Raw genomic sequence first — 22,128 nt, 5'->3', positions numbered from 1 at the left:
AAGCAGGAAATTCCCAGAAAAAATGGGATATTCCAATCGCATATTGCGAACAAAAAATTACGTGGCCCGTTCGTCTATCGGTTAGGACGCCAGGTTTTCAACCTGGAAAGAGGGGTTCGATTCCCCTACGGGCTGCCACTTTTCTCAATAAAATCTTCAAAAAATGCGAATTGGCTTCGCCCGTTTTCTTTGCTTTTGTAGAGCGCCTTATCCGCCTGCTGCATGATCAAATCCGCAGAGGTCACTTGCCCAATTTTTACAGAGGAAATCCCGATGCTCGTTGAGACACGGCAAGGATTGCCCTCAAAATGAATCGGTTGCTTCAACCGTCGAATGATCCTTTGCGATAGATCAGCCAAACGTGCGCGAGGCGTGTCCCCTTGGACCACAATAACAAACTCATCGCCCCCAATGCGCGCCACCTCATCCTGATCGCGCGCTTCTTCGCTTAAGACACGTGCGACCTTTTGCAAAACGTAGTCGCCCGCTGCATGCCCGTAGGTGTCGTTCACTGCTTTAAAGAAGTCCAAGTCGAGTTGCAGAAAACTAAAAGCCGCCCGCTCAGAGATATTCTGATCAAGGATTTGCTCAATGGCTCTCCGGTTGCGAAGCCCTGTCAGATCATCAGTAAAGGCTTGTTTCTCTGCTGCGATTTTGGCGTTCTGTAGCCGTTTGTTCAGCTTCTGTGAGGCATCCATGGCCGCTGATTTGGCTTCAACTAAGAAAAGCATCTCAATCGCCATATCGGTTGCAGCGAAATCAGCATTGGTCAAAGCGTAGTCTTGAACCGCATCTAGGACGCTGATGCCAAAACTAAGGTTCATAAGAACGCCATTGCCAAATGGATCAGACACAACAACACCTTGCAACGTTGTGGTCGGCACATCTTTGAAACCGATGTGAACCTTGTCCCCGACGGAATGCAAAACATCTTCAACAGTCTTTAGCCTTCTGGGACGTAGCAGATCGAATACCTCCAGAAAGCAGCCCCCCGCAATGCCAAGCTTAGGACGCAATTTCTTGATCGTCGGTCCCGCGTGAACAATCCGACCGTTGTTTCCAATGTGGACATGCATCGGGCACAGAATATCCATCGTGTTTGCAAACCGCAGAGTAGGAGTTTGAATGTTCACGCCGTTTTCGCCCCTAAATTAAACTGCCGACCGGCGCTGTAGGCCTGCTCAACCAGTTGAATGTGAATGATTTCTCGATCAGGACGGGACTCTGCATGTTCCAGTAAAACCAATGCGCCATAGTCATCTGCCATGGTGCGCAGAACCCCCATGACGACATAGCTAAAGCCACCCATTTCATGCAGGCACTGCAGAGAAAATTGGTTTTCACCGTGATCGTGTAACTCCAGTTTTGGCATATCGAGATCAGCAAGTGCCAACCGCGCACGAGCTTGCAAGTCATCAAGGGAATGCAAGAATTCTAAAAAAGTCGCACCGCTAAATCTGAGCAGACGCCTTACAGCCTCGACATTTTCATGACTTGCTAGATAGGTGCCAATGTCCTCAAGAACCACACGCTTGGGCAAGGACATTTCCGCAGATATTGCGGTGACGAGATCCTCGGTAACCTTGTCCTCATAGTGCAGCATCGCTTCAAACTCTGTAAAGTCCAGCTGCGCGCGCCGTGTCACAGCAATCCACCGATTGGCGCCATATGTATCACGAACGAAACACTGAATAGCCCTGTTGATCAGACCATGCATATCGACCCCTCAATCTCCAATGAGAGGCAGTATTCCGAAAGGGTTTTAATATTTCTCCAATATTTTCAATTGTCAGCAGTTAGCTCAACATCACCCAGCCATAGTGACTGACGGCTCGCCGGACCGATGCGATATCCTCCCGTCAGCAAACGACGATAGGCTTCCTCGCTAATACCGACCTCACCGGGAGTGACCCTCAAGTCAGTGAAGTACTTTGGAGGTTCATCCCCGGACGAGGCTGCAAAGGCGAGCGCGCCACCTTCGGACTTGGGTACAAAAAACAATGATTTGTCAGCACCTTGAGCTGCAAAAGGGCCAAAAACCAACACACAGCGCCGCGTAGCATCTGCAAGACAATCAATGGCCCATGTTTCCAAACGAAAAAGGCCAGCTTTGTCAAAGTACCCATCCAAAAGCACGTGGTCCTCTGGCCATATTTGCACATGTTTTTCAAACTCGGCAGCCAGGGCCTGTGCCGTTGGAATCTCATCACTTTGGTTAAATTCCCATCGACTTAATTCCTCTGCGCGATCTAGGCGCGCGTGAATTTCTGGGTGACCTTCCTTGGCCAATCCACGAAGCTGAACCGCCACTGACCGCCCTGCTATCCCCCAAACATTGATCGCTTCCCACGCCGGGAAATCTTTCGCGGCCAACTCTCCTCGCAAGTAACTCGCAAGCTGAGCCTCGGACGAATACCGCTGGGCATCCATCAGCGGCGTCATCCACAGTGCGGATAGGCTCATCACAGTCAGCGCCATCGCAATATTGGTCTGACGGATCATTCTGCGCCATTGGTCTTTAAACAGCACCGCAAGTGCATAGAGCACAGCATAGGCAAATACCAAAAGCGCAGAGAGGCCAGCAGCAATCCTCTGAGGTGTCCAGCCATAGTCAGAAACTCTCAGCCAAATCGCCCACATGGCAAGCCCAGACAGCATCGGCAATAGCAAGGCCAGCGCCTTGGTGGCATCCCGCATAAGAGCGGATTGAACCCCATCTTCATCCACTCGATCCAACGCGGATGTAATTAATGTTATAGATGCGATCGCCACGCTCAGAAGAATGCCTGCAGCTGAGAAGTCGCCGAAGAGATCAGAGAGACCTCGCAGTGGCAAAGCGATGATGAAGATTGCGACGACCACGAGCAACATCGGAAGAAGCAGTCGTAGGAGCCGGAGGGGAAGATAAGGCGAGACACAGGCTTTCAGCTCCTGGCTGATCGAAAGTGCCAATCCCAAGGCTCCGCCGGTCAAGAAGAAAGGCACCGGATCAATATCTAGGAAATCATCGATGATGGAAACGCCAACAATTCCAAGCAGTTCATCGGATAGATATAGCACTGCCCAAAAGAGGCCGACAAAGGCCCAGGCCGCAATGTAGCGCACCACAATGTTCCAGGCCGTATCAAACAGGAAGGTATAATCTCTTGCCTTTCCATTCAGAGCTGCTGCGGCAAATGGCGCACCGATGAAGAGGATCACGGCCCAAGCGACCGGGGCAAAACTTTCTTCGAATAGATTGTCAAACTCAACGAACCGCCCACTAGCCCAGAATAGTAGGGCAGCGTCGAAAAGGGCCAAAACGGTTGCGCCAGCCATGGCTTCTTTCCAGCGCAAACTGCCCAGCAATGCGAAGGCCAAAATGAAAAAACCAACTATCGCGCTGGCGAGCCAAAGCAAAAGTCTTTGGTTCTCAATGGCATCTGGCAGGACATCAAAGAGCACCCAAATCGATAGCCCAGCGATGGCGCCTAATAGGCACATCCATAAATGCTGTTGATTGAGTTCACCCTGCGGCGCTGTTTCGCTCATGAGGACTGCCCTTTCTTTTCAGGCAGCCTAGAGGTGGAAAGGTTGAGATTGCAAGCGATCAGGCCGAGGTCAGCCAATCAGGAATATGGCTGATATCTGGAAGGATTACATCTGCAAACTCGGCCAATACAGTCTCAGTTGCCAGTCCCGTCAGCACGCCAATCGTCACCATGCCCGCGCGCCGCCCTGCAATCAAATCATGGGTGCTGTCCCCAATCATTGCCACCTTATCCGGCGTGGACTTGATCTGCTGTGCGAAGGCCAGGAGTGGGTCGGGATCAGGTTTTTCGCCAAATCCGCTGTCATACCCAGCAACGAAATCAAACACATCAAGCGCTTCGGCGGACCGAAGATGATCTCGCGCAGCCTGCTCGGAGTCATTTGTGACAACACCCAAAGCGAAACCATTTTCTTTGAGGTCACTTAAATATGGCTTCAGCGGAAGCACCGGTGCCAGGGGCACGTGCTTTGCACTTTCGGACAAATAGATCTCGACCTCGTCAGCGTCTTTGCCATCGATGGCTGACGCCAGTAATTCCGCAGCTTCTCGATTGGTGCCTGCGATGATCGGACTTGTTGGCAAGAACGCGCAGCCCACGAGATCAAACTCGATGGTCTCAGCGATCCATTGCATTCGCTCGGCACTGCCCGCAGCAAAGTGCTCAATCACCCCCAAAGTGTAATTGTTCCAGGTTTTACTGAAATCAAAGAGCGTGCCGTCTTTGTCGAACAAAAGGGCTTGGATGGTCACCGAAGGTTCCAATCTAAATATGAATGCCTCTTGCTGCATTGCTTAGACCGTTCCCTGCCCTCTGACAAAGAGCATTTTAGGTCCAGTTGACCTGCTCACCGCCTGGCAACGCCTGACGCGCCATCATAGGTGCAGTATATTCGAGCTGCTGACTGTCACAGAATGCCACAACCCATTGATCATCCATCGTAATGAAATCGAGTACTGAAGCCAGAAAAGCGGGATCACCGGCTCTTCCTTTTAAATCGTCAATCGAGGCACCCGTCGCTCCCATGAACACGGGCATCAGCTCTTCGTTGCCTGCCAGCCAGCCAAGGGCGTTTAGGGCGAGGGTTTCGGCAGATTCTGAAGAAAAAGACAATTTCATTAACCTTTGAAACAGTTTGTTAACCAATACGCTTACTAATAGTTTGCATAACTTGGCAAGGACAGGACAAATGCCCGGCAAACTACTGATTGTGGATAGTATTGCGACAAACCGTATTGTCCTGAAAGTCAGGTTAACAAATGCGGTTTATGAGGTGTTGCAGGCGGAAAATGCAGCTGATGCGCAGCGGGTTTTGGCCAAGGCGACTCCCGACCTGATCTTAATAAATGTTCAGCTGGATGATTGTGATTCAGTGGACTTCTGCAAGTTGCTTCGAGACCAAAAGCAAACAGCGTTCATTCCAATTGTACTCATCACCAGTGAAGATGACCGCACCGAGCGACTGCGGGCCCTGAAATCAGGTGCGAATGACGTTTTGGTGCGCCCGATGGACGAAGTGGTGTTGTTGGCGCGCTTGCGCAGTTTGCTCAGATCACATGAAAGCGTTGAAGAAAACCAGCTGCGCGAGCGGACGAATGAGGCACTGGGTTTTGCAGAACCCAGCTCTGCCTTCACGCCCCGCTCAAGTATTCATCTAGCGACACCAGAGGCCGCGACCAGCGTGCGATGGGCCTCTTTATTGAAACCGATCCTACCCTACAAAATCACATCCCGTATTCATGGAGATACGTTGAAGGACATATCCCATGCACCTTCGCCGGATGTTTTTGTGATCGCGGTCGATCCGCTCGAACCTGAGCCGGGACTGCGACTTGTCGCGGAAATCAGAGCACGAACGGTCACGCGACACGCAGGTATCTTGGTCATGCTAGAGCAGGAGGACAGAGAAACCGTCGTGGACGCTATGGATCTTGGTGCAAGCGATGTTATGCTTCACGGATTTGATGCCGATGAGCTGAGCCTGAGAGTGTCCAATCTGGTGAGCCAGAAACGTTTCTCGGACAATCTGCGAGCAAATCTAACCAGTGGGCTTCAAGCGGCGGTCACGGACCCTCTGACAGGCTTGTTCAACCGTCGATACGCCATGCCGCATCTCAGTCGGTTGCAAGATCAGGCCATGCGTAAAGGACGCCAATTCGCGGTGCTACTTGCTGATTTGGACCACTTCAAAGCGGTGAACGATCAATTTGGGCATGCCGCGGGTGATGAAGTTCTTTCCGAAACAGCGCGTCGGATGCGAGAGCACCTACGTGCCATCGATCTTGTGGCGCGCATTGGTGGTGAAGAGTTTCTGATCGTGCTGTCTGAAACAAATCTGGAAAGATCGCAGGCCACGGCGTCCAGACTTTGCGCTCTTTTGCGCGACAGGCCGATTCCCCTGACGCATCAAAGCTCAGAAGTTCCAATTACTATGAGCGTCGGAGTGACAATGGGCGGAAAGGGCTATCCAGATCTTCCTGTCGAGGATCTGCTTCGGCAGGCTGACAAAGCGTTGTATGAAGCCAAAGCGCTGGGGCGAGATCAGGTTTGCATCTCTAAACTCGCCGCCTGAAACCTCAATTTAGTTAGTGCCCTTGGGCTTGCCCTTTGGAGCACGTTTCAGCTGCGCTTCAATTTGATCCGCATAATCCTGGCGTTCGGCATCCGTCATCTGCTCCACCCGCTGCAGCCAAATATCCTGCGCGGCTTGGCGGCGGTCAAAGGATGATTTCGCCTGCTCTAACATCCGTCCTCTCATCGCATCTGCATCAAATGGCGTTGCTCGGATCAGTCCAAGCATCTCCTGAAACTGCTTCCGCGCCTGCTCGCGTGTGATCCCGGAATTGCGATGATGATCTCTGATGGCGCGTCCAATGGCCCGGCGATCTTGGTCTGGCAATGCCCGGGTATAGGCCCCCATGAAATCGGCATCGCGTGGTGGTTTATCCCCACCTTTTTTATTGCCAAAGACCGCACCTGCCACCAAGCCAACAACTATTAGGTTCGCGGCGAGAGAGGCAAACAGAAGGACCCGCAGGCTGCGGCGCATCGGTGCACGGGGCTGAGGTGTCTGATCACTCATGAGATTATCCTTCCCCAAAATCAAAGCTGAAGTCTCCGCCAAGATCGGAGAGGTAGAAATCTGTGTCGCCCGACACGATTGCCTGAAGGCCATCCACGGTCAGGTTTTCCGCGCCGGAAAATCCAATCCAAACGCTGGCCATCGTAGCGGCCACCAGACCACCTGTGCCCTGCCAACCACCAATCGTGTCAAAGAGTGTCTGGAGCAACCCACGCGATCGGGTCGGTGCTGCCACCTCAGGCGCTGGCAGTTGCAGGGTTTCCGCATCTGCCAATACCCGCGCCATGAAATCGTCTGACGGCATCGCTGCCTCATCCGATTTGGCTTCGGCAAAGAGATCATCCAAAAGATCATCCATATTCTGTTTTCCAGCCATTTTATCAGCCATCAGAATACCCCAATTCCTCTTTGCGACCGGCCAGTGCTTTGGCCAAAGCGCGTTTTCCTCGTGCGGTCAGGCTTTCGACGGCTTCTACGCCGACCTCCATGATCTCTGCGATCTCAGGATTACTCAACCCTTCGATATGGCGCAGAATAACCGCTTGTTTTTGCCGTTCTGGCAATGTGTTCAACCCCGCTTGCAAAGCATCCAGACGCGATTTGTGTTGCATCTGCTCTGCTGCGCTGGCGGTTTCGTCTTCAGGTTCTGGCACTGCATCCAGCGCCACGCCGCGTGTCTTTCGTAGCTTGTCGGTGCAGAGGTTCGCGACGACGCGATAAAGCCAGGTTGTGACCTTCGCCTCCCCCTGCCGCCACTCAGGTGCCAGCTTCCAGAGCCGGATCAGCGCTTCCTGAGCCGTGTCTTCCGCTTCGGCGCGATCCCCAAGCATGCGATAGGCATGGCCCATCACTTTGGGAGTCAAACGCATCGTCAGAACACGCGCGGCATTGGGGTCACCATTGGCGTAAAGTACCAACAGCGCCTCATCGCTGGTGTCCTGAAAGCTATCTCGCGGCATTTCCATCCCTGTCGGAGTAGCGGGTTCACACCCCGGTATCAATCGTTATGGCTGCGCCCAGCTCGCAAGGGCGCAACCATTGGCTTTCGGATCAGCTATCGTCGCTATCGCCGCGCTTTTCCTTGTCGCCACGCTTGCCTTGGCGGCGATCTTTCATCTGCTCAAATTCTTCGGCACTGATCACACCATCATCATTGGCATCCAGACGCTCGAACATGCGGTCGGTGCGATCTGTATCAGGCTGCATTTCTGCCTGGCTCAGAACACCATCGCCATTCTCGTCGCGCTTTTCGATCATCTTAGCGATGCGCTCTTCTTTTGCACGCTCTGACGCCGCTGCCAGCTCTTCTGCAGAGAGGTTGCCGTCGCCATTGGTGTCAACTTCGTTAAAGCGCGCTGTGGCTGCTGCTGCGATTTCTTCCTTGGTCACTTGCCCGTCGCCATTTGCATCAAGCTGCTCAAAACTCATCTTTGGACCGTGTTTGCCACCGTGGCCGCCCTTCGCGGCTGCCACGCCTGCGGTCAAAGCCAGAGCCATTGCTGTTACACCGGAGATCAATACTGCACGTTTCATAGTCAGGTTCCTTTTTCCGTTTTCTCGAAACCGGCTTGTTGCCCGTTTTCAAAAGGTCAAACGCCGGACCAACAGCTTTCCGTCGCAAAAAGATGAAAAAGATTCAAAAAAGTTTTTAGCGCGCGCCGTAAGCCCAATTGAAATCTAGAAAATTCGCAGCGTCACAGTCGCTGAGAGGATTCATTTGACGCTTTTGCGGTTGGCGCTCCTCATGAGGGCGATTACGGTTCTGGGAAAGCTATATCGGAAGGGCACGCCATGACCATCGATAAGACCGCCATTCGCGACGCAGCGACCATCATCGTTCTGCGTGATCGAGAAACGGCTCCGAAGGTATTGATGGGCCAGCGGGGCTCCAAAGCGGCATTTATGCCAAACAAGTTTGTCTTTCCCGGCGGCGCGGTTGATCGGGAAGATCACGCAGTGCCACTGGCCACACCTCCAAGCGACATAAATTCTGTGCGCCTTATGGAAGACCTGCGTCCAGAGACACCTGAAAGCATCGGCACTGCGCTTTTTGCGGCAGCTATTCGGGAGCTTTGGGAAGAAACCGGTTTGGTACTGGGCACACAGGCAGATTGGCCCATTCATCCCAACGAGGATTGGCGTGAGTATGCCGCGACGGGGCACCTGCCCCATGCTTCTGGTCTAAAGTTTGTTTTCCGCGCCATCACCCCTCCGGGTCGTCCCCGCCGCTTTGATGCGCGGTTTTTCCTTGTGGATGCGGCAGACCTCTCCGGTGATCTCGATGACTTCTCGCGCGCTAGCGATGAACTCTCCCACCTTCAGTGGGTGCCTCTGGATCAAGCGCGCGGCTATGATCTTCCCTTTATCACTGAAGTGGTTCTCGCAGAGGTCGAAGGGCGCTTGCATGAAAAAGGTCTTCCGGACACAGTTCCCTTCTTCAAGAACACAGATGAAGCCGGATTGTTCACGCGCCTCTACGGCCGCACGCCGACCGAAGCCGATTTGGGTGGTTAAATCTAGGCGTAGATCACGAGAACCAGAACGCTCGTGGCAATTAAAGCAATGCCCATCACCTCACGCCTCGTGATTTTCTCTTTGAAAAACAAAGATGAAGCAGCAAAGCCAAAAATCAATTCGATTTGCCCAACGGCTTTGACGTAGGCCGCGTTTTGCAAGGTGAAGGCTGCAAACCAACAAAATGAGCCTGCAAGACTTGTAATGCCCACAAAGATCGCGGTGCGCCATGTGCTGAGAACACGTGTGATTTCTTCGCGGTCCCTCAAGAAAAGCCAGACCGCCATACCAACCATCTGCATGGTTGTCACAACGGCAAGCGTGAGGATTGCACGTTCAAATGGATCCGCACTTGGTACAGTCAAACTTGCAGCGCGGTAGGAAACCCCCGACACGCCGAACAATGCGCCCGCTGACAGGCCCAGCATTGCTGAAGGTGTTAAAAGGCGTTGCCACCAATGGCCTTCGACTTCCATTGGACCAGACAACACCAACACCCCCGCCAATCCAACGCAAAGCGCCAGGAAGCCAAACGGAGAAATGAGATCGCCAAGAAACAGGAGCCCGATGACAGCGGCCATCATGACTTCGGTTTTCTTAAAGGTCAGGCCAACTGCGAAGTTTCTGCGGCCAAACAACAGAACAGTACAAACCGTTGCTGCGATTTGGGCAAACCCACCCAGTGCGCCGTATCCCCAAAACCCCAAATCAAGGGCGGGAAGCGGAGTGCCATTGGAGTTAAAGTAAAGCGCTGCTGCAACGACAGCGATCGGTGCCGAATAGACAAAGCGGGCAAATGTCGCCCCAGAGGCGCTGAGCTTGATCTGGCTAAGGTGTTTTTGCAGCATGAAACGCACGGCCTGAAACAGCGCAGCCATCACCGACAAGACGATCCAAAGCTCCATAGAGAATTCCCCACCTCAACTGTATACTATTGCATACTAATGTTGTCGTATTGTCAAATCAGTTGTTGCGATAACCAATGTCATTCTGTGCCATGGAGACCGTTTTCAAGATAGCAAATATCTCTTGCCCCACTTCAAGACACAGCTGTCGGCGCGATCTTTCAGTGATGCGAGATAAAATGAAGTCTTCGCCGCATTCTATTTGCACCAACACCCCGCCTGTGGCGCTGCTTTGAATGTCACTAATGTGGCCTTGCAAACTGTTCAGCGCTGAAATTCCTTCAGGTTGTGAAAGACTTAGCATCACATCCTGCGCCTTGATCCGCACTCTGACTTTATGATCAGACTTAGGGAGTTGTTGGTTTACAAAAAGGCGTCCACCCCCCGATGTCATCAACTCGCTCACGCCGTCATCATGTACCTTCACGAAGCGGGCAAACAAAACTGCACCAAGATCAGATTGCGCAACATACTGCGCTGATTGTGGGTCTGAAAACACTTCAGAAACCGTTCCGGTTTTTCCTTGCTGTCCCCGATCCAGAAGCACAACATGATTGGCCAAGCGCGCCACTTCGCTCACGGAATGGCTCACGTAGAGGATTGGTAGCTGAGTGGTATCTCTCAGACGTTCTAGATAAGGCAGAATTTCCAGCCGACGCGTTTGATCCAACGATGCCAAGGGTTCATCAAGCAGCAAAACTTTAGGATCAGAAAGCAATGCCCGCCCTATGGCGACCCTTTGCTTTTCGCCACCGCTCAAATCAACGGGATATCGCTCCAGGACATTGCTTAGCCCAAGCAAGTCGATGATCCTGTCAAATTGCCCGTCTTGGCGTCCAAGTTTACGTGCGCGCCGTGCAAACTTCAGGTTTGCCACAACGGTCATATGAGGAAAGAGCCGATGATCCTGAAACACATACCCCAATCTCCGTTTGGAAACAGGCAGATCAACCTCCTTGTCGGAGGAAAAGAACACGTCATCGTCAAAAGAAATCTGCCCTCGATCAGGACGATGGAGACCGGCGATTGCATTGATAATCGTGGTTTTTCCAGAACCTGATGCACCGAAAATGGCGGTCACGCCTCGTGGGGCCTGAAAGTCCACTTCGAGTGCAAATTGATCTAGGTTGCTGCTGATTGAAACCGAAAGCGTCATGAGGAAATCATCCGCCGCCGTTGCCGACGCGCAATCCATTCAGAAGCAATCAGAGCACCCATTGCAAGTAGCACCGAAAGACCAACCAGTTTCAGAACATCGCTTTCCTGCCCGGGCACTTGTAAAGCTGAGTAGATTGCAGAAGGGATCGTTTGCGTCTGACCAGGAATATTGCTGACAAAAGTGATGGTTGCCCCAAATTCTCCCATGGCTTTGGCAAACCCCAGAACACCGCCCGCGATGACGCCCGGCAAGATCAACGGCAGCGTCACATTAACAAATGTGAACCAACGCCCCGCCCCCAAAGTCGCGGCTGCCTCTTCAAGCTTGGGATCTACCGCTTCGATAGCCAAACGAATAGCGCGTACCATCAAAGGAAACGCCATCACAGCAGCAGCCAAAGCCGCGCCGGTCCAGCGAAACGCCAGTACCAGCCCAAAGGTCTCTTCCATAAATTGTCCAATAGATGAACGCCGACCAAAGGTCAGTAACAGCAAATAGCCGGTCACGACGGGCGGCATCACCAAAGGCAGATGCACAATCCCATTCAATAGCTGCTTTCCCCAGAAGTCTTTGCGCGCAAGCAGATGAGCAACCCAAATGGCCAAGGGCAGGCTCAGCATTGTTGCCACAAGTGAAACCCGCAGCGAAAGTACGACCGCTGACCAGCTCTCGGGGCTTAAAAAACTCTCCCCCACTAAGACGCCCCTTCCAGAGTGAGAAATCCGTGGGCCTTAAAAATTTCGAGCGCAGGTTCCGTGGTCAGAAAATCAAAGTAATTTACCGCTTCCTGATGTTTACTCAAAACTGCTCCGGCATACCGAATTGGGCTGTGAGTGCTTGTAGATACATGATCGAGAACGCGTACGTTTACTGCAGTCAAAGCATCTGTTGTGTACACAAGGGCGTAGTCCACTTCTGCCAGAGACACCAAAGTCAGGGCGGCGCGCACATTGTCAGTTTCAACCAAGTGTGGCTCTACACCTTGCCACAGCCCTGCGCTTTGCAATGCCTGCCGCGCGTAAATCCCTGCGGGAACGGCAGATGTCAGCCCGGTCGCCAGGTTTCGCCCTTCTAAGACTGAAGGAAGTGTATCCAGAGTTGTGTCCAGAGATTGGGAGGAGCCAATCAAGACCAGCTGGTTGCCCAAAATTGGTCCATTTTTCTGGACGTCCACAAAGTCATCATCAACCAGATACTGCACCCAATCAGGATTTGCCGACAGATAAACATCAGCAGGAGCCCCTTGTGCTATTTGACGCGCAAGGGCTGCGCTACTGGCATACGAGACAATGACGTCACCCTCAAATTCGGCGTTCACCTCATCCAAGGCTCCGCGCAGGCTGGCAGCGGCAAAAACCGTCACCTCCGCTCGCGCAGGCAGTGCAAAAAAGATCAGGCAAAACAACGCGATGACGCGCATGGCTCAGGCTCCGAAGGTCTGAGGCACTATTCCTTATGGCGAAAGGTATTACAAGCCGCAGACTTAGCGAGCAGCCCCAAGGATGCCATCGACATCCAGATGGGCTTCGATGTGGTCTGCTAATTCATCCAAAGTTGTCTCAACAGTTTGAGCGTAACTCACATTGCCCGCTTTCGCGCCCAATGAGGCGAGGAAGGCTCTCCGAAACCCATCATCGGAGAACATCCCGTGCAAATAGCTACCCATCACAGCAGCATCAGCGGAAGTCGCTCCCTCCTTACGGCCATCAACGGTCGCAAAGGGCCGAGTACAGTCTTTGCCCTTTGTGCGGCCAATGTGAATCTCGTATCCGGAAAACGACTGACCAGAGGCAGCATGAACTGCATTGGTTTCTGTCAGGCGCTTGTCAGCTGTCATGAGAGTTTCCACATCCAGCAAACCAAGACCAACAGTCTCCCCAGCCGGGCCCTCAATGCCTTCTGGATCTGAAATGCTTTGACCCAGCATTTGATAACCACCGCAGATGCCGAGTATTTTGCCACCACGCCGCAGGTGAGCATGCAGGTCGATGTCCCAGCCCTGCTCTTTTAAGAATGCCAAATCGCCCCGCGTCGACTTGCTGCCGGGGATAATCACCAGATCTGTATCACCTGGGATTGGCTGCCCAGCGCGCAGCATGGTCAAGCGCACATCGGGTTCCTGTGCGAGCGGATCCAGATCGTCGAAATTCGCGATACGCGACAGGCCGAGGCAAACAATATGAAACTCCCCGTCGGTACGCGATCCGTGGATATCGAGGGCATCCTCAGCCGGAAGCTTCCAAGCTTCACCAAAATAAGGCAGCACCCCAAAGCCCTTCCAGCCGGTCTTGTCTTCAATCATGGCATAGCCGTCGTCGAACAGGCTTGGATCGCCCCTGAATTTGTTGACGAGAAACCCTTGGATCAACGCCGCGTCCTTGGCATCGATCACCGCCTGCGTGCCCACTATCTGAGCGATCACACCGCCGCGATCGATGTCACCAGCAAGAATAACGGGCGTTTCGCTCGCCTGAGCGAACCCCATGTTGGCGATATCTCCGGCCCGTAAATTGACCTCTGCAGGGCTCCCAGCACCTTCTACAATCACAAGATCATGTTGTGATTTCAGTAGGTTGAAGCTCTCAAGCACACTCTCCATGAGCTGGGGTTTCAGCTTCGCATATTCCCTCGCCTTGACTGTAGTGAGGCGTTTGCCCTGCACAACCACCTGCGAGCCGACATCTGATTCAGGTTTCAGAAGCACCGGGTTCATGTGAACGGTTAATGGCACCTTACACGCCAAAGCCTGCAATGCCTGAGCGCGCCCGATCTCGCCACCATCCGAGGTCACTGCAGCGTTGTTAGACATATTCTGAGGTTTGAACGGCGCAACCGATAGCCCCCGCCGCACAGCAGCACGACACAGGCCCGCCACAAGCATGGACTTCCCGACATTGGAGCCTGTGCCTTGGATCATGATGGCTTTGGTCATACGCGATTTCTCCAACGCACTAAAAAGACAGTTAAGGCCAAAAGAGATAATGCGATCTCTACTTTGAATGTCCAATGCCAAAGAAAGGACAAAAGCCAATGATCATGTGTTGGCTGAACAATCACAAAAGTGCTCGACTTATTTGAAAATGGCCATCCCCATGCGATAGCCCCAGCAATGGTGTCCAGAGCCATATGTAGCAAAGCGCCAATCCCAAACCCAGAAACGGCAAAATTTCTAAGGCATAGCCCAAGGATCGCGACACCGGCCCAAATCGCCGGTCGATGGGTTAAATACCCGTGATGGTGATGGGCGCCTTGGTCAACGAAGTGGAACCATAGCATATCAATGTCAGGGAAAACCGATCCAATAATTACGGCCCAAAACAAAACTCTTAGCCGCGTCAGCTTTTCGGTGACGCATGCGGCAAGGTACCCGGCTGGCAAGTGGCCAATAATCAATTAAAACTCCACACCCTTCTGAGCCTTAATCCCATCTCGGAACGGATGTTTCACCAAAGTCATTTCGGTCACCAAATCCGCTGCTTCGATCAGCTCTGGTTTCGCATTGCGCCCAGTCAGACAGACATGCGTCATATCCGGCTTCTCGGTTAGCAAAAACTCCACCACATCATCGATGTTCAGATAGTCATTGCGCAAAGCGATATTGATCTCATCCAACAGCACAAACCTGTTATTCTCATCGCGAATGAGCTGCTTGGCCAGCTCCCAACCTGCTTCCGCCTTCGCAATATCACGCTCGCGATCCTGCGTTTCCCAAGTGAATCCTTCACCAGAGACAAAGAACTTACATTCTTCCGGGAAATGCTCTTCTAGAAAGGCGCGCTCACCTGTGGCCATGGCCCCTTTGATGAACTGAACCACCGCACAGGGCATGCCATGAGATATGCAGCGCATGATCATACCGAATCCAGAGGAGGACTTCCCTTTTCCCGGACCAGTATGAACCATGATCAGACCTTTTTCTTCGGTCTTCGTGGCCATCATACGATCCCGTGCCGCTTTGATTTTCTTCATCTTCTCCGCGTGGCGGGCGTTTTGGGCGTCGGTCTGGTCGGTGTTATCGCTCACGGTGTCGGCCTCCATGCTTGACTCATCCTGCGCCATCGCGCATGTCCGTTCTGTTGGTTCCTGTTCTTAGAACAGGTGAAAAGGGAATGCGATAAAGATTGCGACGCAATTTGAAACGCAGCCGCCCCCGCGACCGTGACCGGAGAGGTCTCTGCACACCACTGGCAATGCGCCGGGAAGGTTAAGAGCACCACCAGAGCCCAGATCAAAATGGGCCCTGACATCCGTAAGCCGGGAGACCTGCCAGCGACAAAAGACAAGAAACCGGACGGGGTGTTCCGGTGTCGGGAATACGTGCAACGTCCCCGTCCCTCGCCCTTGTCCCTCCAAAGGAGTGGAGAGACAATTTGCCCAATGATGTAACGCCAGAACTGGCGCCTGTGGAGTTGCTTGTATGCGCCACCTGTCGCGCTGGTCAGCCAACAGATGTCGAAGGCCCGCGCCCCGGTGCGCAGCTTGGCGCAGCTCTTTATGAAATGGACTGGCCAGATCATGTCACTGTGCGCGAAGTGGAATGCCTCAGCAACTGTGACAGCGGCTGTTCCATCGCCGTACGTGGCGGCGCAGAGCGCTGGACCTATGTCTATGGCAACTTCACCGGCGCTGATGACGCGTCCCTCGTGCACGAAGGTATCACCAAATACGCCGCCACCGCAGATGGGATCGTACCCTGGCGCGAGCGCCCCGTTCATTTCCGCAAAAACTGTATCGCGCGCGTTCCGCCGCTGAACCTGCCAGAATAAGAGCTTGCCATGAGTACTTTAGAAAAACTCCCAGTCACTGTTATCACCGGATTTTTGGGCGCTGGTAAAACAACTTTGGTGCGTCACCTGATGACCAATCCGCAGGGCAAGCGCCTAGCGGTGGTTGTCAACGAATTTGGCGACGTTGGTGTTGACGGTGAAATCCTGAAGTCCTGCGCGATCCCGGATTGTCCTGCCGAAAACATCATGGAGCTGGCAAACGGCTGCATCTGCTGCACTGTCGCTGATGACTTCATCCCGACCATCGAGGCTTTGATGGCACTGGAGCCACGCCCAGAGCACATTATCATTGAAACCTCTGGTCTTGCCCTGCCAAAACCGTTGTTGAAGGCTTTTGACTGGCCGGATATCCGCAGCAAGATCACCGTGGATGGCGTGATCGCTCTTGCTGATGCCGAAGCCGTGGCCGCTGGCCGTTTTGCAACTGATGTGGCTGCGGTCGATGCCCAGCGCGAAGCGGATGAAGGTTTGGATCACGAAACACCTCTGTCTGAAGTCTTCGAAGATCAAATCAACTGTGCTGATATCATTCTACTGACCAAACCTGATCTGGCGGGGCCAGAAGGTGTTGCCAAAGCCAAAGAAGTGATTGCGAAAGAATCTCCGCGCAAGATCGCTGTGGTAGAAGTGGCTGAAGGTGTTGTTGACCCACGTATCGTTCTGGGTCTGGAAGCCGCCGCCGAAGACGACATCGACGCACGTCCGTCTCATCATGAAGACCATCATCACCATCACGTTGACGACCATGATCACCACCACGATCATGAACACCACCATCATCACCATGACCATAGCCATGATGAATTTGAAAGCATCGTGGTTGAGCTACCTGAACAGACCGACCCAGCTGAGTTTGCCGCGCGTGTGGAACGTCTTGCCAATGAACAGAATATTCTGCGCGTGAAAGGCTATGTGGCCATCGAAGGCAAACCAATGCGCCTCTTGGTGCAGGCCGTTGGTGCACGTGTGCGTCATCAGTTTGACCGTCCTTGGAAGCCAGCAGAAGGGCGTCAGGGCAAAGTCGTGGTCATTGCTGAACATGACAACATCAACAGCGACGCCATCCGTGCAGCGCTGATTGGTGAGCTGGTTAATTAAAAAGGCAGAATGAACCGCCATGCATGTCGTCTTTCGCGAAAGCCACAGGTTAGAAGAAAGTGAAACCCCTATGGATCTGGGTCAAAGCCCAGCCGATCTTGTGGTTTTATCTTTCTCTGACAGTGATCTCGGCGCTTTCGCGGCAGGCTGGCATCGCGCGAATGGCGATTTGCCGACACTGCGGCTCGCCAATCTGACCGCTTTGAAACACCCCCTGTCAGTCGACACCTACGTCGAGCAGACCTTGGAAGGTGCCAAAGCCATTCTTGTACGCCTGATCGGCGGCATTCCCTATTGGTCTTACGGCATTCAGCAACTTCAGGATTTGGCGCGCCGCAAAGGCGTCGCTCTTGCGATCTTGCCTGCCGATGGGCGCCCAGACAGCCGATTGGATGAGGTTTCAACCCTTCCGAAATCCACTTTGGATCGTCTTACTCATCTCTGTGACACAGGTGGGGCGGTGGCTGCTCAGGCAGCCTTGGCGCAGCTTGCATTGGCAGCAGGCCTCTATGCGAAACCCGTTATGGGCAGCAAAACCGTGCCGGGTTTCGGGGCGTGGCGGCCTGATCTTGGCGTTTGTGAAGCGAAACGCCAGACAGACAACCCCCTGGTGGTACTGTCCTTTTATCGCTCTTATCTGACAGCCGCTGACCTAGCACCTATCGAAGCGCTTGCGACAGAATTTGAGTCCCGCGGCTATGAGGTCTTAGGCCTCTTTGCTCCAACCCTCAAACAGCCTGAAGCCGCGGTATGGCTGGCAAATACGCTACAAAACCTCCAGCCCGCAGCCATCGTAAACGCCACGGCCTTTTCCGGCAAAGGTGATGACGGCACTTCGCCGCTTGATTCCACCGATGCACCTGTTTTTCAAATGGCGCTTGCCACCAGTCGCAAGAAAGCCTGGGCCGAAGCCGAGCGCGGTCTCGCCCCATCTGACCTTGCCATGCACGTGGTTTTGCCTGAAGTCGATGGCCGTCTCTTCTCAGGGGTTGCCAGCTTCAAAGAACCCGGCAAAAAAGACCCGCAGCTGGAGTACTCTCGCTTTGGTCACCGTGCCCATCCAGATCGTATTGCAGCAATTGCTGATAAGGTCTGCAACTGGGTGCGCTTGAATCAAACGCCCATGCCTGAAAAACGCGTAGCCATGATTCTCTCGACCTACCCGGGTCAGGATTGGAACATGGCCCATGCTGTCGGTCTGGACGCCATCGCAAGCGCCGAAACCATCGCGGATGATTTCAGCGAACAAGGCTTGCATGTTTCCAAAGCTGCGCCACTCCAGGATGCACTTTCTTCTGAGAGTATCACGTGGTCGGTTACCGACTACCAAGTCGCTCTGAAACAGCTCCCTCAGTCTTTGCAAGACGACCTGCTTGAGGTTTGGGGCACCCCGGTGAATGACCCATCCTGCGAGAACGGCAGCTTCCGGTTTGCGGCAACCCAACGCGGCAACCTGCTGATCGCTCTGCAGCCAGAACGTGGGTCTGATGCCGAACGCGAAGACGAATACCACGATCTCGCCCGCACCCCGCGCCACAGCTACGTCGCCTTCTATCTCTGGCTCCAACAACAGTTCGACACCCATGCTATCGTACATGTCGGCGCGCACGGCACGCTTGAATGGCTACCAGGTAAATCTGTCGCCCTTTCTGGCGAATGCTGGCCTGAAGTCCTTACAGGCCACCGCCCGGTCATATATCCTTTCATCGTAAACGATCCCGGCGAGGCGGCTCAGGCCAAACGCCGCATTGGCGCAGTGACCCTGGGCCATGTACCACCCCCACTGAAAGAAAGCGCAGCGCCACAGCGCTTTGCCTACCTGGAAAATCTGCTCGACGAGTTTTCAAACGCCGACGGCTTGGATCCGAAGCGCCGCGACCGTCTGCAAGATAACATCCGCACAGAGGCCGAAGCACTTGGACTTGCAGATCAACTCGGCATGGACGAGGCCACATCTCTGGCTGAGGCCATCACCCGGATCGATACTTTTGTTTGTGACATCAAAGAAAGCCAGTTTGGCGACGGTCTGCACATCTATGGTCGCGTCCCAGACAACCAATCCGCTTTTGACGCCGCGCCCTCTGCAGCCTCTGAACGCACCGCCCTGATCCGGGCGCTGGAAGGCAAGCGCATTGAGGCGGGCCCATCGGGTTCTCCCTATCGTGGCCGCACGGATGTTTTGCCAACAGGACGCAACCTTTTCACAACAGACCCCCGCAGCGTACCGACCCGCGCGGCCTATGCGCAGGGGGTGAAACTCGCTGAAGAGCTCGTGCGCAAACACCTACAAGACGAAGGGGATTATCCAAAAAACCTGATCGTGGACCTCTGGGGCTCTGCGACCATGCGTACAGCAGGCGAGGAATTCGCCATGGCGCTGCATCTGCTTGGGGCTAAGCCGGTCTGGGACGAAGGCTCCGAACGCGTTTCAGGCGTAGAAATCCTGCCGATCGCCATGCTGGAACGCCCCCGCTTAGACGTTACCCTGCGTGTCTCCGGGCTTTTCCGCGATGTTTTCCCAACGCTCTCTGCACTGTTTTCTCAAGCCGTCCGCGCGCTCGCGGATCGCGAAGAAAGCGCTGATTGGAACCCCTTCTCCGGTCATCCCCCTGCCCCGCGTGTCTATGGACCTGCACCTGGCAGCTACGGTCTCGGCATGGGGCACCTGACGGACTATGGCCAAGATGCCAAGTCACGCGCAGGCGAAGCTTGGCTCTCGGCTTCAAGCTGGGCGCTCGACAACGACCAGCCGCATCAGGATCAAACTGGTATCCGCGACCGCGTGGCAGCCGCCGATAGCTTTGTGCATCTTCAAGATATGCCGGAAACCGATATCCTTCTGGCAGTCGACTACGCCAGCCACGAAGCCGGGTTCAAAGCGGCGCAGGGCATTACCGGCGGCAACGCAGCAATCTACCATCTGGACGCGAGCAACCCGGAGAAACCACGTGCGCGTACACTGGACGAAGAAGTCGCCCGCGTCGTGCACGCTCGCGCGACCAACCCGGATTGGCTGGCGGGCATGATGCGCCATGGCTTCCGGGGAGGAGCGGAAATTGCTGCAACTCTTGAACACATGGCCGCCTTTGCGCATCTGGCCGATGCGGTGCACCCAGCCCTTTTTGATGCCTACCATGAGGCCACACTGGGCGATGAAGCCATCGTAGAGTTTCTAAAAGAAAACAATCCACAAGCTCTCACAGCGATGCGCGATCGCTTTGCGGCACTCTTTGAAGCTGGTCTTTGGCAAACCAGACGCAATTCCATTTTGGCAGAACTTGAGGCGACCGCATGACACGACCAGTAGCCAAAGGCTGGTGCCCAGGTGCCTATCGCCCCATGATGTCAGGCGATGGGCTTGTGGTGCGGGTGCGCCCAATCATGGCAAGAGTGACAGCCGATCAGGCTTTGGGTCTTTGCAACTTATCCGTCAAGTTTGGCTCTGGCCTGATTGACCTTACCAGCCGCGCCAATCTACAGATCCGTGGCGTGCGTGAAGAAGACCATGAGGCGCTACTACAAGAGTTGAATGCGCTTGACCTTCTACCAGACGATCCAGCGCTCGAAGCGCGGCGCAATATTCTGATTGCCCCTGATTGGCGGGATGGCGACGTGACCAAAAGGCTCGCAAAGGAACTTTACGCGCGGCTCGCGGAGCTACCCGAATTGCCTGCAAAATTCGGCTTTGCCGTCGACACGGGTGATGCCCCAGCCTTTCACGAGAACTCTGCAGACATTCGGATCGAACGTTCTGGGAAAAACATTGTTGTTCGCGCGGATGGCTGTGCCAAAGGTCGTGCTGTTGCAGAGGCAGAGACAATTTCAGCGGCCATTGAAATGGCGCATTGGTTTGCGGAGACTGGCGGAGCCACGTCTCGACGTATGGCACAACATGTCAAAACCACACCACTGCCAGCTGACTGGCAAACCGCATCGACTGTTCTGGATGGCTCAATGCCTGAAGTCGGCCAAACCGAGCTTGGAACCTATTACGGTGCACCCTTTGGGCAGATCGAGTCAACGCAGCTGTCTGAGCTGGTCAAAACCAGCGGTTGCCGCGCGCTGCGCGTGACGCCATGGCGTCTGTTTATGACGGAAGACGCAGCGCCTGTGAAATCCACCGCCTTTGTAACCGATCCAGATGATCCACTTCTCAACGTCGACGCCTGCCCCGGCGCGCCATTGTGCACCTCTTCGACGGTGGAAACGCGCGAGATTGCCAAAAAGCTGGCAGCAAGCACGAATGCACGGCTTCACGTCAGCGGCTGCTCCAAAGGCTGCGCGCGTCCGCGTAAATCTGAAATGACCCTTGTCGGCCACGATGGCCGCTTTGATCTTGTGAAAAACGGGCTGCCATGGGATGAGCCATCCCTGACCGGCCTAAGCCCTAAAGACCTGCTAGACCGCATCGGAGAGTTTTGATGCCTTATGATTATGAAAAGAATGGCCAGGCCATTTACGACGAAAGCTTTGCAACGATCCGACGCGAGGCAGACCTGGCAGGCTTTGACAAAGACGAAGAACAGGTCGTTGTGCGTATGATCCATGCCGCGGGCATGGTTGGGCTTGAGAAATTTGTGAAATTCACTCCGGGTATGGTCGCCGCCGCGCGCGAAGCCATGGAAAACGGCGCACCCATTTTCTGTGATGCCCGCATGGTTTCCGAAGGTGTCACGCGCCCGCGCTTGCCTGCCGATAACGATGTCATCTGCACATTGCATGCTGACGGTATCTATGAGCTGGCCAAGGAAATCGGCAATACTCGCTCCGCTGCGGCCTTGGAACATTGGCGGGACCGCATCGGCGGGTCCATCGTCGCGATTGGCAATGCGCCGACCGCGCTTTTTCATCTGCTGAATATGCTTGAAGACCCAGAGTGCCCACGCCCGGCGGCGATCATTGGCTGCCCGGTGGGATTTGTCGGCGCAATGGAATCCAAAGACGCGCTTTGGCAGGATCAACCTGTGCCCTGCATGATTGTTGAGGGCCGCTTGGGCGGTTCGGCGATGACAGTTGCCGCGATCAACGCCATCGCCAGCCGGAAGGAATAATC

Annotated in this window: 23 protein-coding genes, 1 tRNA gene and 1 riboswitch; of the genes, 8 read left to right on the top strand and 16 right to left on the bottom strand. The window is 54.2% G+C overall.

Going from position 1 to position 22,128, the window contains the following annotated elements; all coding sequences use genetic code 11:
- Positions 1-63: 63 nt before the first annotated feature.
- A tRNA-Glu gene (locus tag M0D42_RS02775) sits at positions 64-138 on the top strand.
- Here M0D42_RS02775 and M0D42_RS02770 read toward each other — a convergent pair.
- The 5 genes from M0D42_RS02770 to M0D42_RS02750 form a co-directional block, all read right to left on the bottom strand.
- Positions 126-1,133, bottom strand: a complete 1,008-nt coding sequence (locus tag M0D42_RS02770; RefSeq protein WP_265020083.1) for a GGDEF domain-containing protein — start codon at positions 1,131-1,133, stop codon at positions 126-128. The two genes, M0D42_RS02775 and M0D42_RS02770, sit on opposite strands and share 13 nt — an antisense overlap.
- Positions 1,130-1,717, bottom strand: a complete 588-nt coding sequence (locus M0D42_RS02765) for a heme NO-binding domain-containing protein (RefSeq protein WP_265020082.1) — start codon at positions 1,715-1,717, stop codon at positions 1,130-1,132. Before M0D42_RS02765 ends, M0D42_RS02770 begins: the two co-directional genes overlap by 4 nt.
- A 65-nt stretch (positions 1,718-1,782) precedes the next feature.
- Positions 1,783-3,531: a DUF4153 domain-containing protein gene (locus M0D42_RS02760; protein WP_265020081.1), complete on the bottom strand. Its 1,749-nt coding sequence runs from the start codon at positions 3,529-3,531 to the stop codon at positions 1,783-1,785.
- Between the two features lie 58 nt (positions 3,532-3,589).
- Entirely contained in the window at positions 3,590-4,282 is a 693-nt protein-coding gene (locus M0D42_RS02755; RefSeq protein ID WP_265020080.1) for an HAD family hydrolase, read from the bottom strand.
- 76 nt (positions 4,283-4,358) lie between these two features.
- Positions 4,359-4,649, bottom strand: coding sequence for a DUF3572 domain-containing protein (locus M0D42_RS02750; protein WP_419195968.1), 291 nt, complete (start codon positions 4,647-4,649; stop codon positions 4,359-4,361).
- A gap of 70 nt (positions 4,650-4,719) precedes the next feature.
- Here M0D42_RS02750 and M0D42_RS02745 point away from each other — a divergent pair, with 70 nt between their 5' ends.
- A complete protein-coding gene (locus tag M0D42_RS02745; RefSeq protein WP_265020078.1) occupies positions 4,720-6,102 on the top strand; it encodes a diguanylate cyclase in 1,383 nt (460 codons plus the stop codon).
- 9 nt (positions 6,103-6,111) lie between these two features.
- On the opposite strand, the gene M0D42_RS02740 is transcribed toward M0D42_RS02745, so the two are convergent.
- The 4 genes from M0D42_RS02740 to M0D42_RS02725 all read right to left on the bottom strand — a co-directional run bounded on the left by M0D42_RS02740 (position 6,112) and on the right by M0D42_RS02725 (position 8,145).
- Complete coding sequence (locus M0D42_RS02740; RefSeq protein WP_265020077.1) at positions 6,112-6,612, bottom strand: periplasmic heavy metal sensor; 501 nt, start codon at positions 6,610-6,612, stop codon at positions 6,112-6,114.
- A 4-nt stretch (positions 6,613-6,616) separates the two neighbouring features.
- On the bottom strand, positions 6,617-7,000 hold the full coding sequence (locus tag M0D42_RS02735) for a hypothetical protein (RefSeq protein WP_265020076.1): 384 nt from the start codon (positions 6,998-7,000) through the stop codon (positions 6,617-6,619).
- On the bottom strand, positions 6,993-7,577 hold the full coding sequence (locus M0D42_RS02730) for an RNA polymerase sigma factor (RefSeq protein ID WP_265020075.1): 585 nt from the start codon (positions 7,575-7,577) through the stop codon (positions 6,993-6,995). Before M0D42_RS02730 ends, M0D42_RS02735 begins: the two co-directional genes overlap by 8 nt.
- Before the next feature lie 85 nt (positions 7,578-7,662).
- Positions 7,663-8,145 (bottom strand): EF-hand domain-containing protein, encoded by a 483-nt coding sequence (locus M0D42_RS02725; protein ID WP_265020074.1) that lies wholly within the window; start codon positions 8,143-8,145, stop codon positions 7,663-7,665.
- 258 nt (positions 8,146-8,403) lie between these two features.
- On the opposite strand from M0D42_RS02725, the gene M0D42_RS02720 reads away from it, so the two are divergent.
- The gene (locus M0D42_RS02720) at positions 8,404-9,126 is read left to right on the top strand and encodes an NUDIX hydrolase (protein WP_265020073.1); all 723 of its coding nucleotides are present in this window, start codon (positions 8,404-8,406) and stop codon (positions 9,124-9,126) included.
- A 2-nt stretch (positions 9,127-9,128) separates the two neighbouring features.
- Here M0D42_RS02720 and M0D42_RS02715 read toward each other — a convergent pair whose 3' ends face one another.
- The 7 genes from M0D42_RS02715 to cobO form a co-directional block, all read right to left on the bottom strand.
- The gene (locus M0D42_RS02715) at positions 9,129-10,031 is read right to left on the bottom strand and encodes a DMT family transporter (protein ID WP_265020072.1); all 903 of its coding nucleotides are present in this window, start codon (positions 10,029-10,031) and stop codon (positions 9,129-9,131) included.
- A gap of 58 nt (positions 10,032-10,089) precedes the next feature.
- Complete coding sequence (modC, locus tag M0D42_RS02710; protein ID WP_265020071.1) at positions 10,090-11,187, bottom strand: molybdenum ABC transporter ATP-binding protein; 1,098 nt, start codon at positions 11,185-11,187, stop codon at positions 10,090-10,092.
- Positions 11,184-11,885, bottom strand: a complete 702-nt coding sequence (gene modB, locus M0D42_RS02705) for a molybdate ABC transporter permease subunit (RefSeq protein ID WP_265020070.1) — start codon at positions 11,883-11,885, stop codon at positions 11,184-11,186. The genes modC and modB overlap by 4 nt, the downstream gene beginning before the upstream one ends.
- The gene (gene modA, locus M0D42_RS02700) at positions 11,885-12,610 is read right to left on the bottom strand and encodes a molybdate ABC transporter substrate-binding protein (protein WP_265020069.1); all 726 of its coding nucleotides are present in this window, start codon (positions 12,608-12,610) and stop codon (positions 11,885-11,887) included. Before modA ends, modB begins: the two co-directional genes overlap by 1 nt.
- Positions 12,611-12,673: 63 nt before the next feature.
- Positions 12,674-14,122 (bottom strand): cobyric acid synthase, encoded by a 1,449-nt coding sequence (locus M0D42_RS02695; protein WP_265020068.1) that lies wholly within the window; start codon positions 14,120-14,122, stop codon positions 12,674-12,676.
- Complete coding sequence (locus M0D42_RS02690) at positions 14,119-14,568, bottom strand: metal-dependent hydrolase (RefSeq protein ID WP_265021084.1); 450 nt, start codon at positions 14,566-14,568, stop codon at positions 14,119-14,121. The genes M0D42_RS02695 and M0D42_RS02690 overlap by 4 nt, the downstream gene beginning before the upstream one ends.
- Positions 14,569-14,583: 15 nt before the next feature.
- Complete coding sequence (gene cobO, locus M0D42_RS02685; protein ID WP_265021083.1) at positions 14,584-15,228, bottom strand: cob(I)yrinic acid a,c-diamide adenosyltransferase; 645 nt, start codon at positions 15,226-15,228, stop codon at positions 14,584-14,586.
- A gap of 22 nt (positions 15,229-15,250) precedes the next feature.
- Positions 15,251-15,476: riboswitch (cobalamin riboswitch) on the top strand.
- A gap of 84 nt (positions 15,477-15,560) precedes the next feature.
- On the opposite strand from cobO, the gene M0D42_RS02680 reads away from it, so the two are divergent.
- From M0D42_RS02680 to M0D42_RS02660, 5 genes are read left to right on the top strand one after another with little or no spacing between them, the layout of a single operon-like run.
- On the top strand, positions 15,561-15,956 hold the full coding sequence (locus M0D42_RS02680; protein WP_265020067.1) for a DUF1636 domain-containing protein: 396 nt from the start codon (positions 15,561-15,563) through the stop codon (positions 15,954-15,956).
- Between the two features lie 9 nt (positions 15,957-15,965).
- Positions 15,966-17,075: a cobalamin biosynthesis protein CobW gene (gene cobW / locus M0D42_RS02675; protein ID WP_265020066.1), complete on the top strand. Its 1,110-nt coding sequence runs from the start codon at positions 15,966-15,968 to the stop codon at positions 17,073-17,075.
- A gap of 19 nt (positions 17,076-17,094) precedes the next feature.
- On the top strand, positions 17,095-20,370 hold the full coding sequence (cobN, locus tag M0D42_RS02670) for a cobaltochelatase subunit CobN (protein WP_265020065.1): 3,276 nt from the start codon (positions 17,095-17,097) through the stop codon (positions 20,368-20,370).
- Positions 20,367-21,497, top strand: coding sequence for a cobalamin biosynthesis protein CobG (locus M0D42_RS02665; RefSeq protein ID WP_265020064.1), 1,131 nt, complete (start codon positions 20,367-20,369; stop codon positions 21,495-21,497). The genes cobN and M0D42_RS02665 overlap by 4 nt, the downstream gene beginning before the upstream one ends.
- Positions 21,497-22,126: a precorrin-8X methylmutase gene (locus M0D42_RS02660; protein ID WP_265020063.1), complete on the top strand. Its 630-nt coding sequence runs from the start codon at positions 21,497-21,499 to the stop codon at positions 22,124-22,126. The genes M0D42_RS02665 and M0D42_RS02660 overlap by 1 nt, the downstream gene beginning before the upstream one ends.
- Positions 22,127-22,128 lie beyond the last annotated feature (2 nt).

Origin of the sequence: Cognatishimia activa (genome assembly GCF_026016445.1) — a bacterium.
Lineage (GTDB): Bacteria > Pseudomonadota > Alphaproteobacteria > Rhodobacterales > Rhodobacteraceae > Cognatishimia > Cognatishimia activa_B.
The sequence above is the reverse complement of the archived record's forward strand: the minus strand, read 5'-3'. Positions and strand labels throughout refer to the sequence as shown.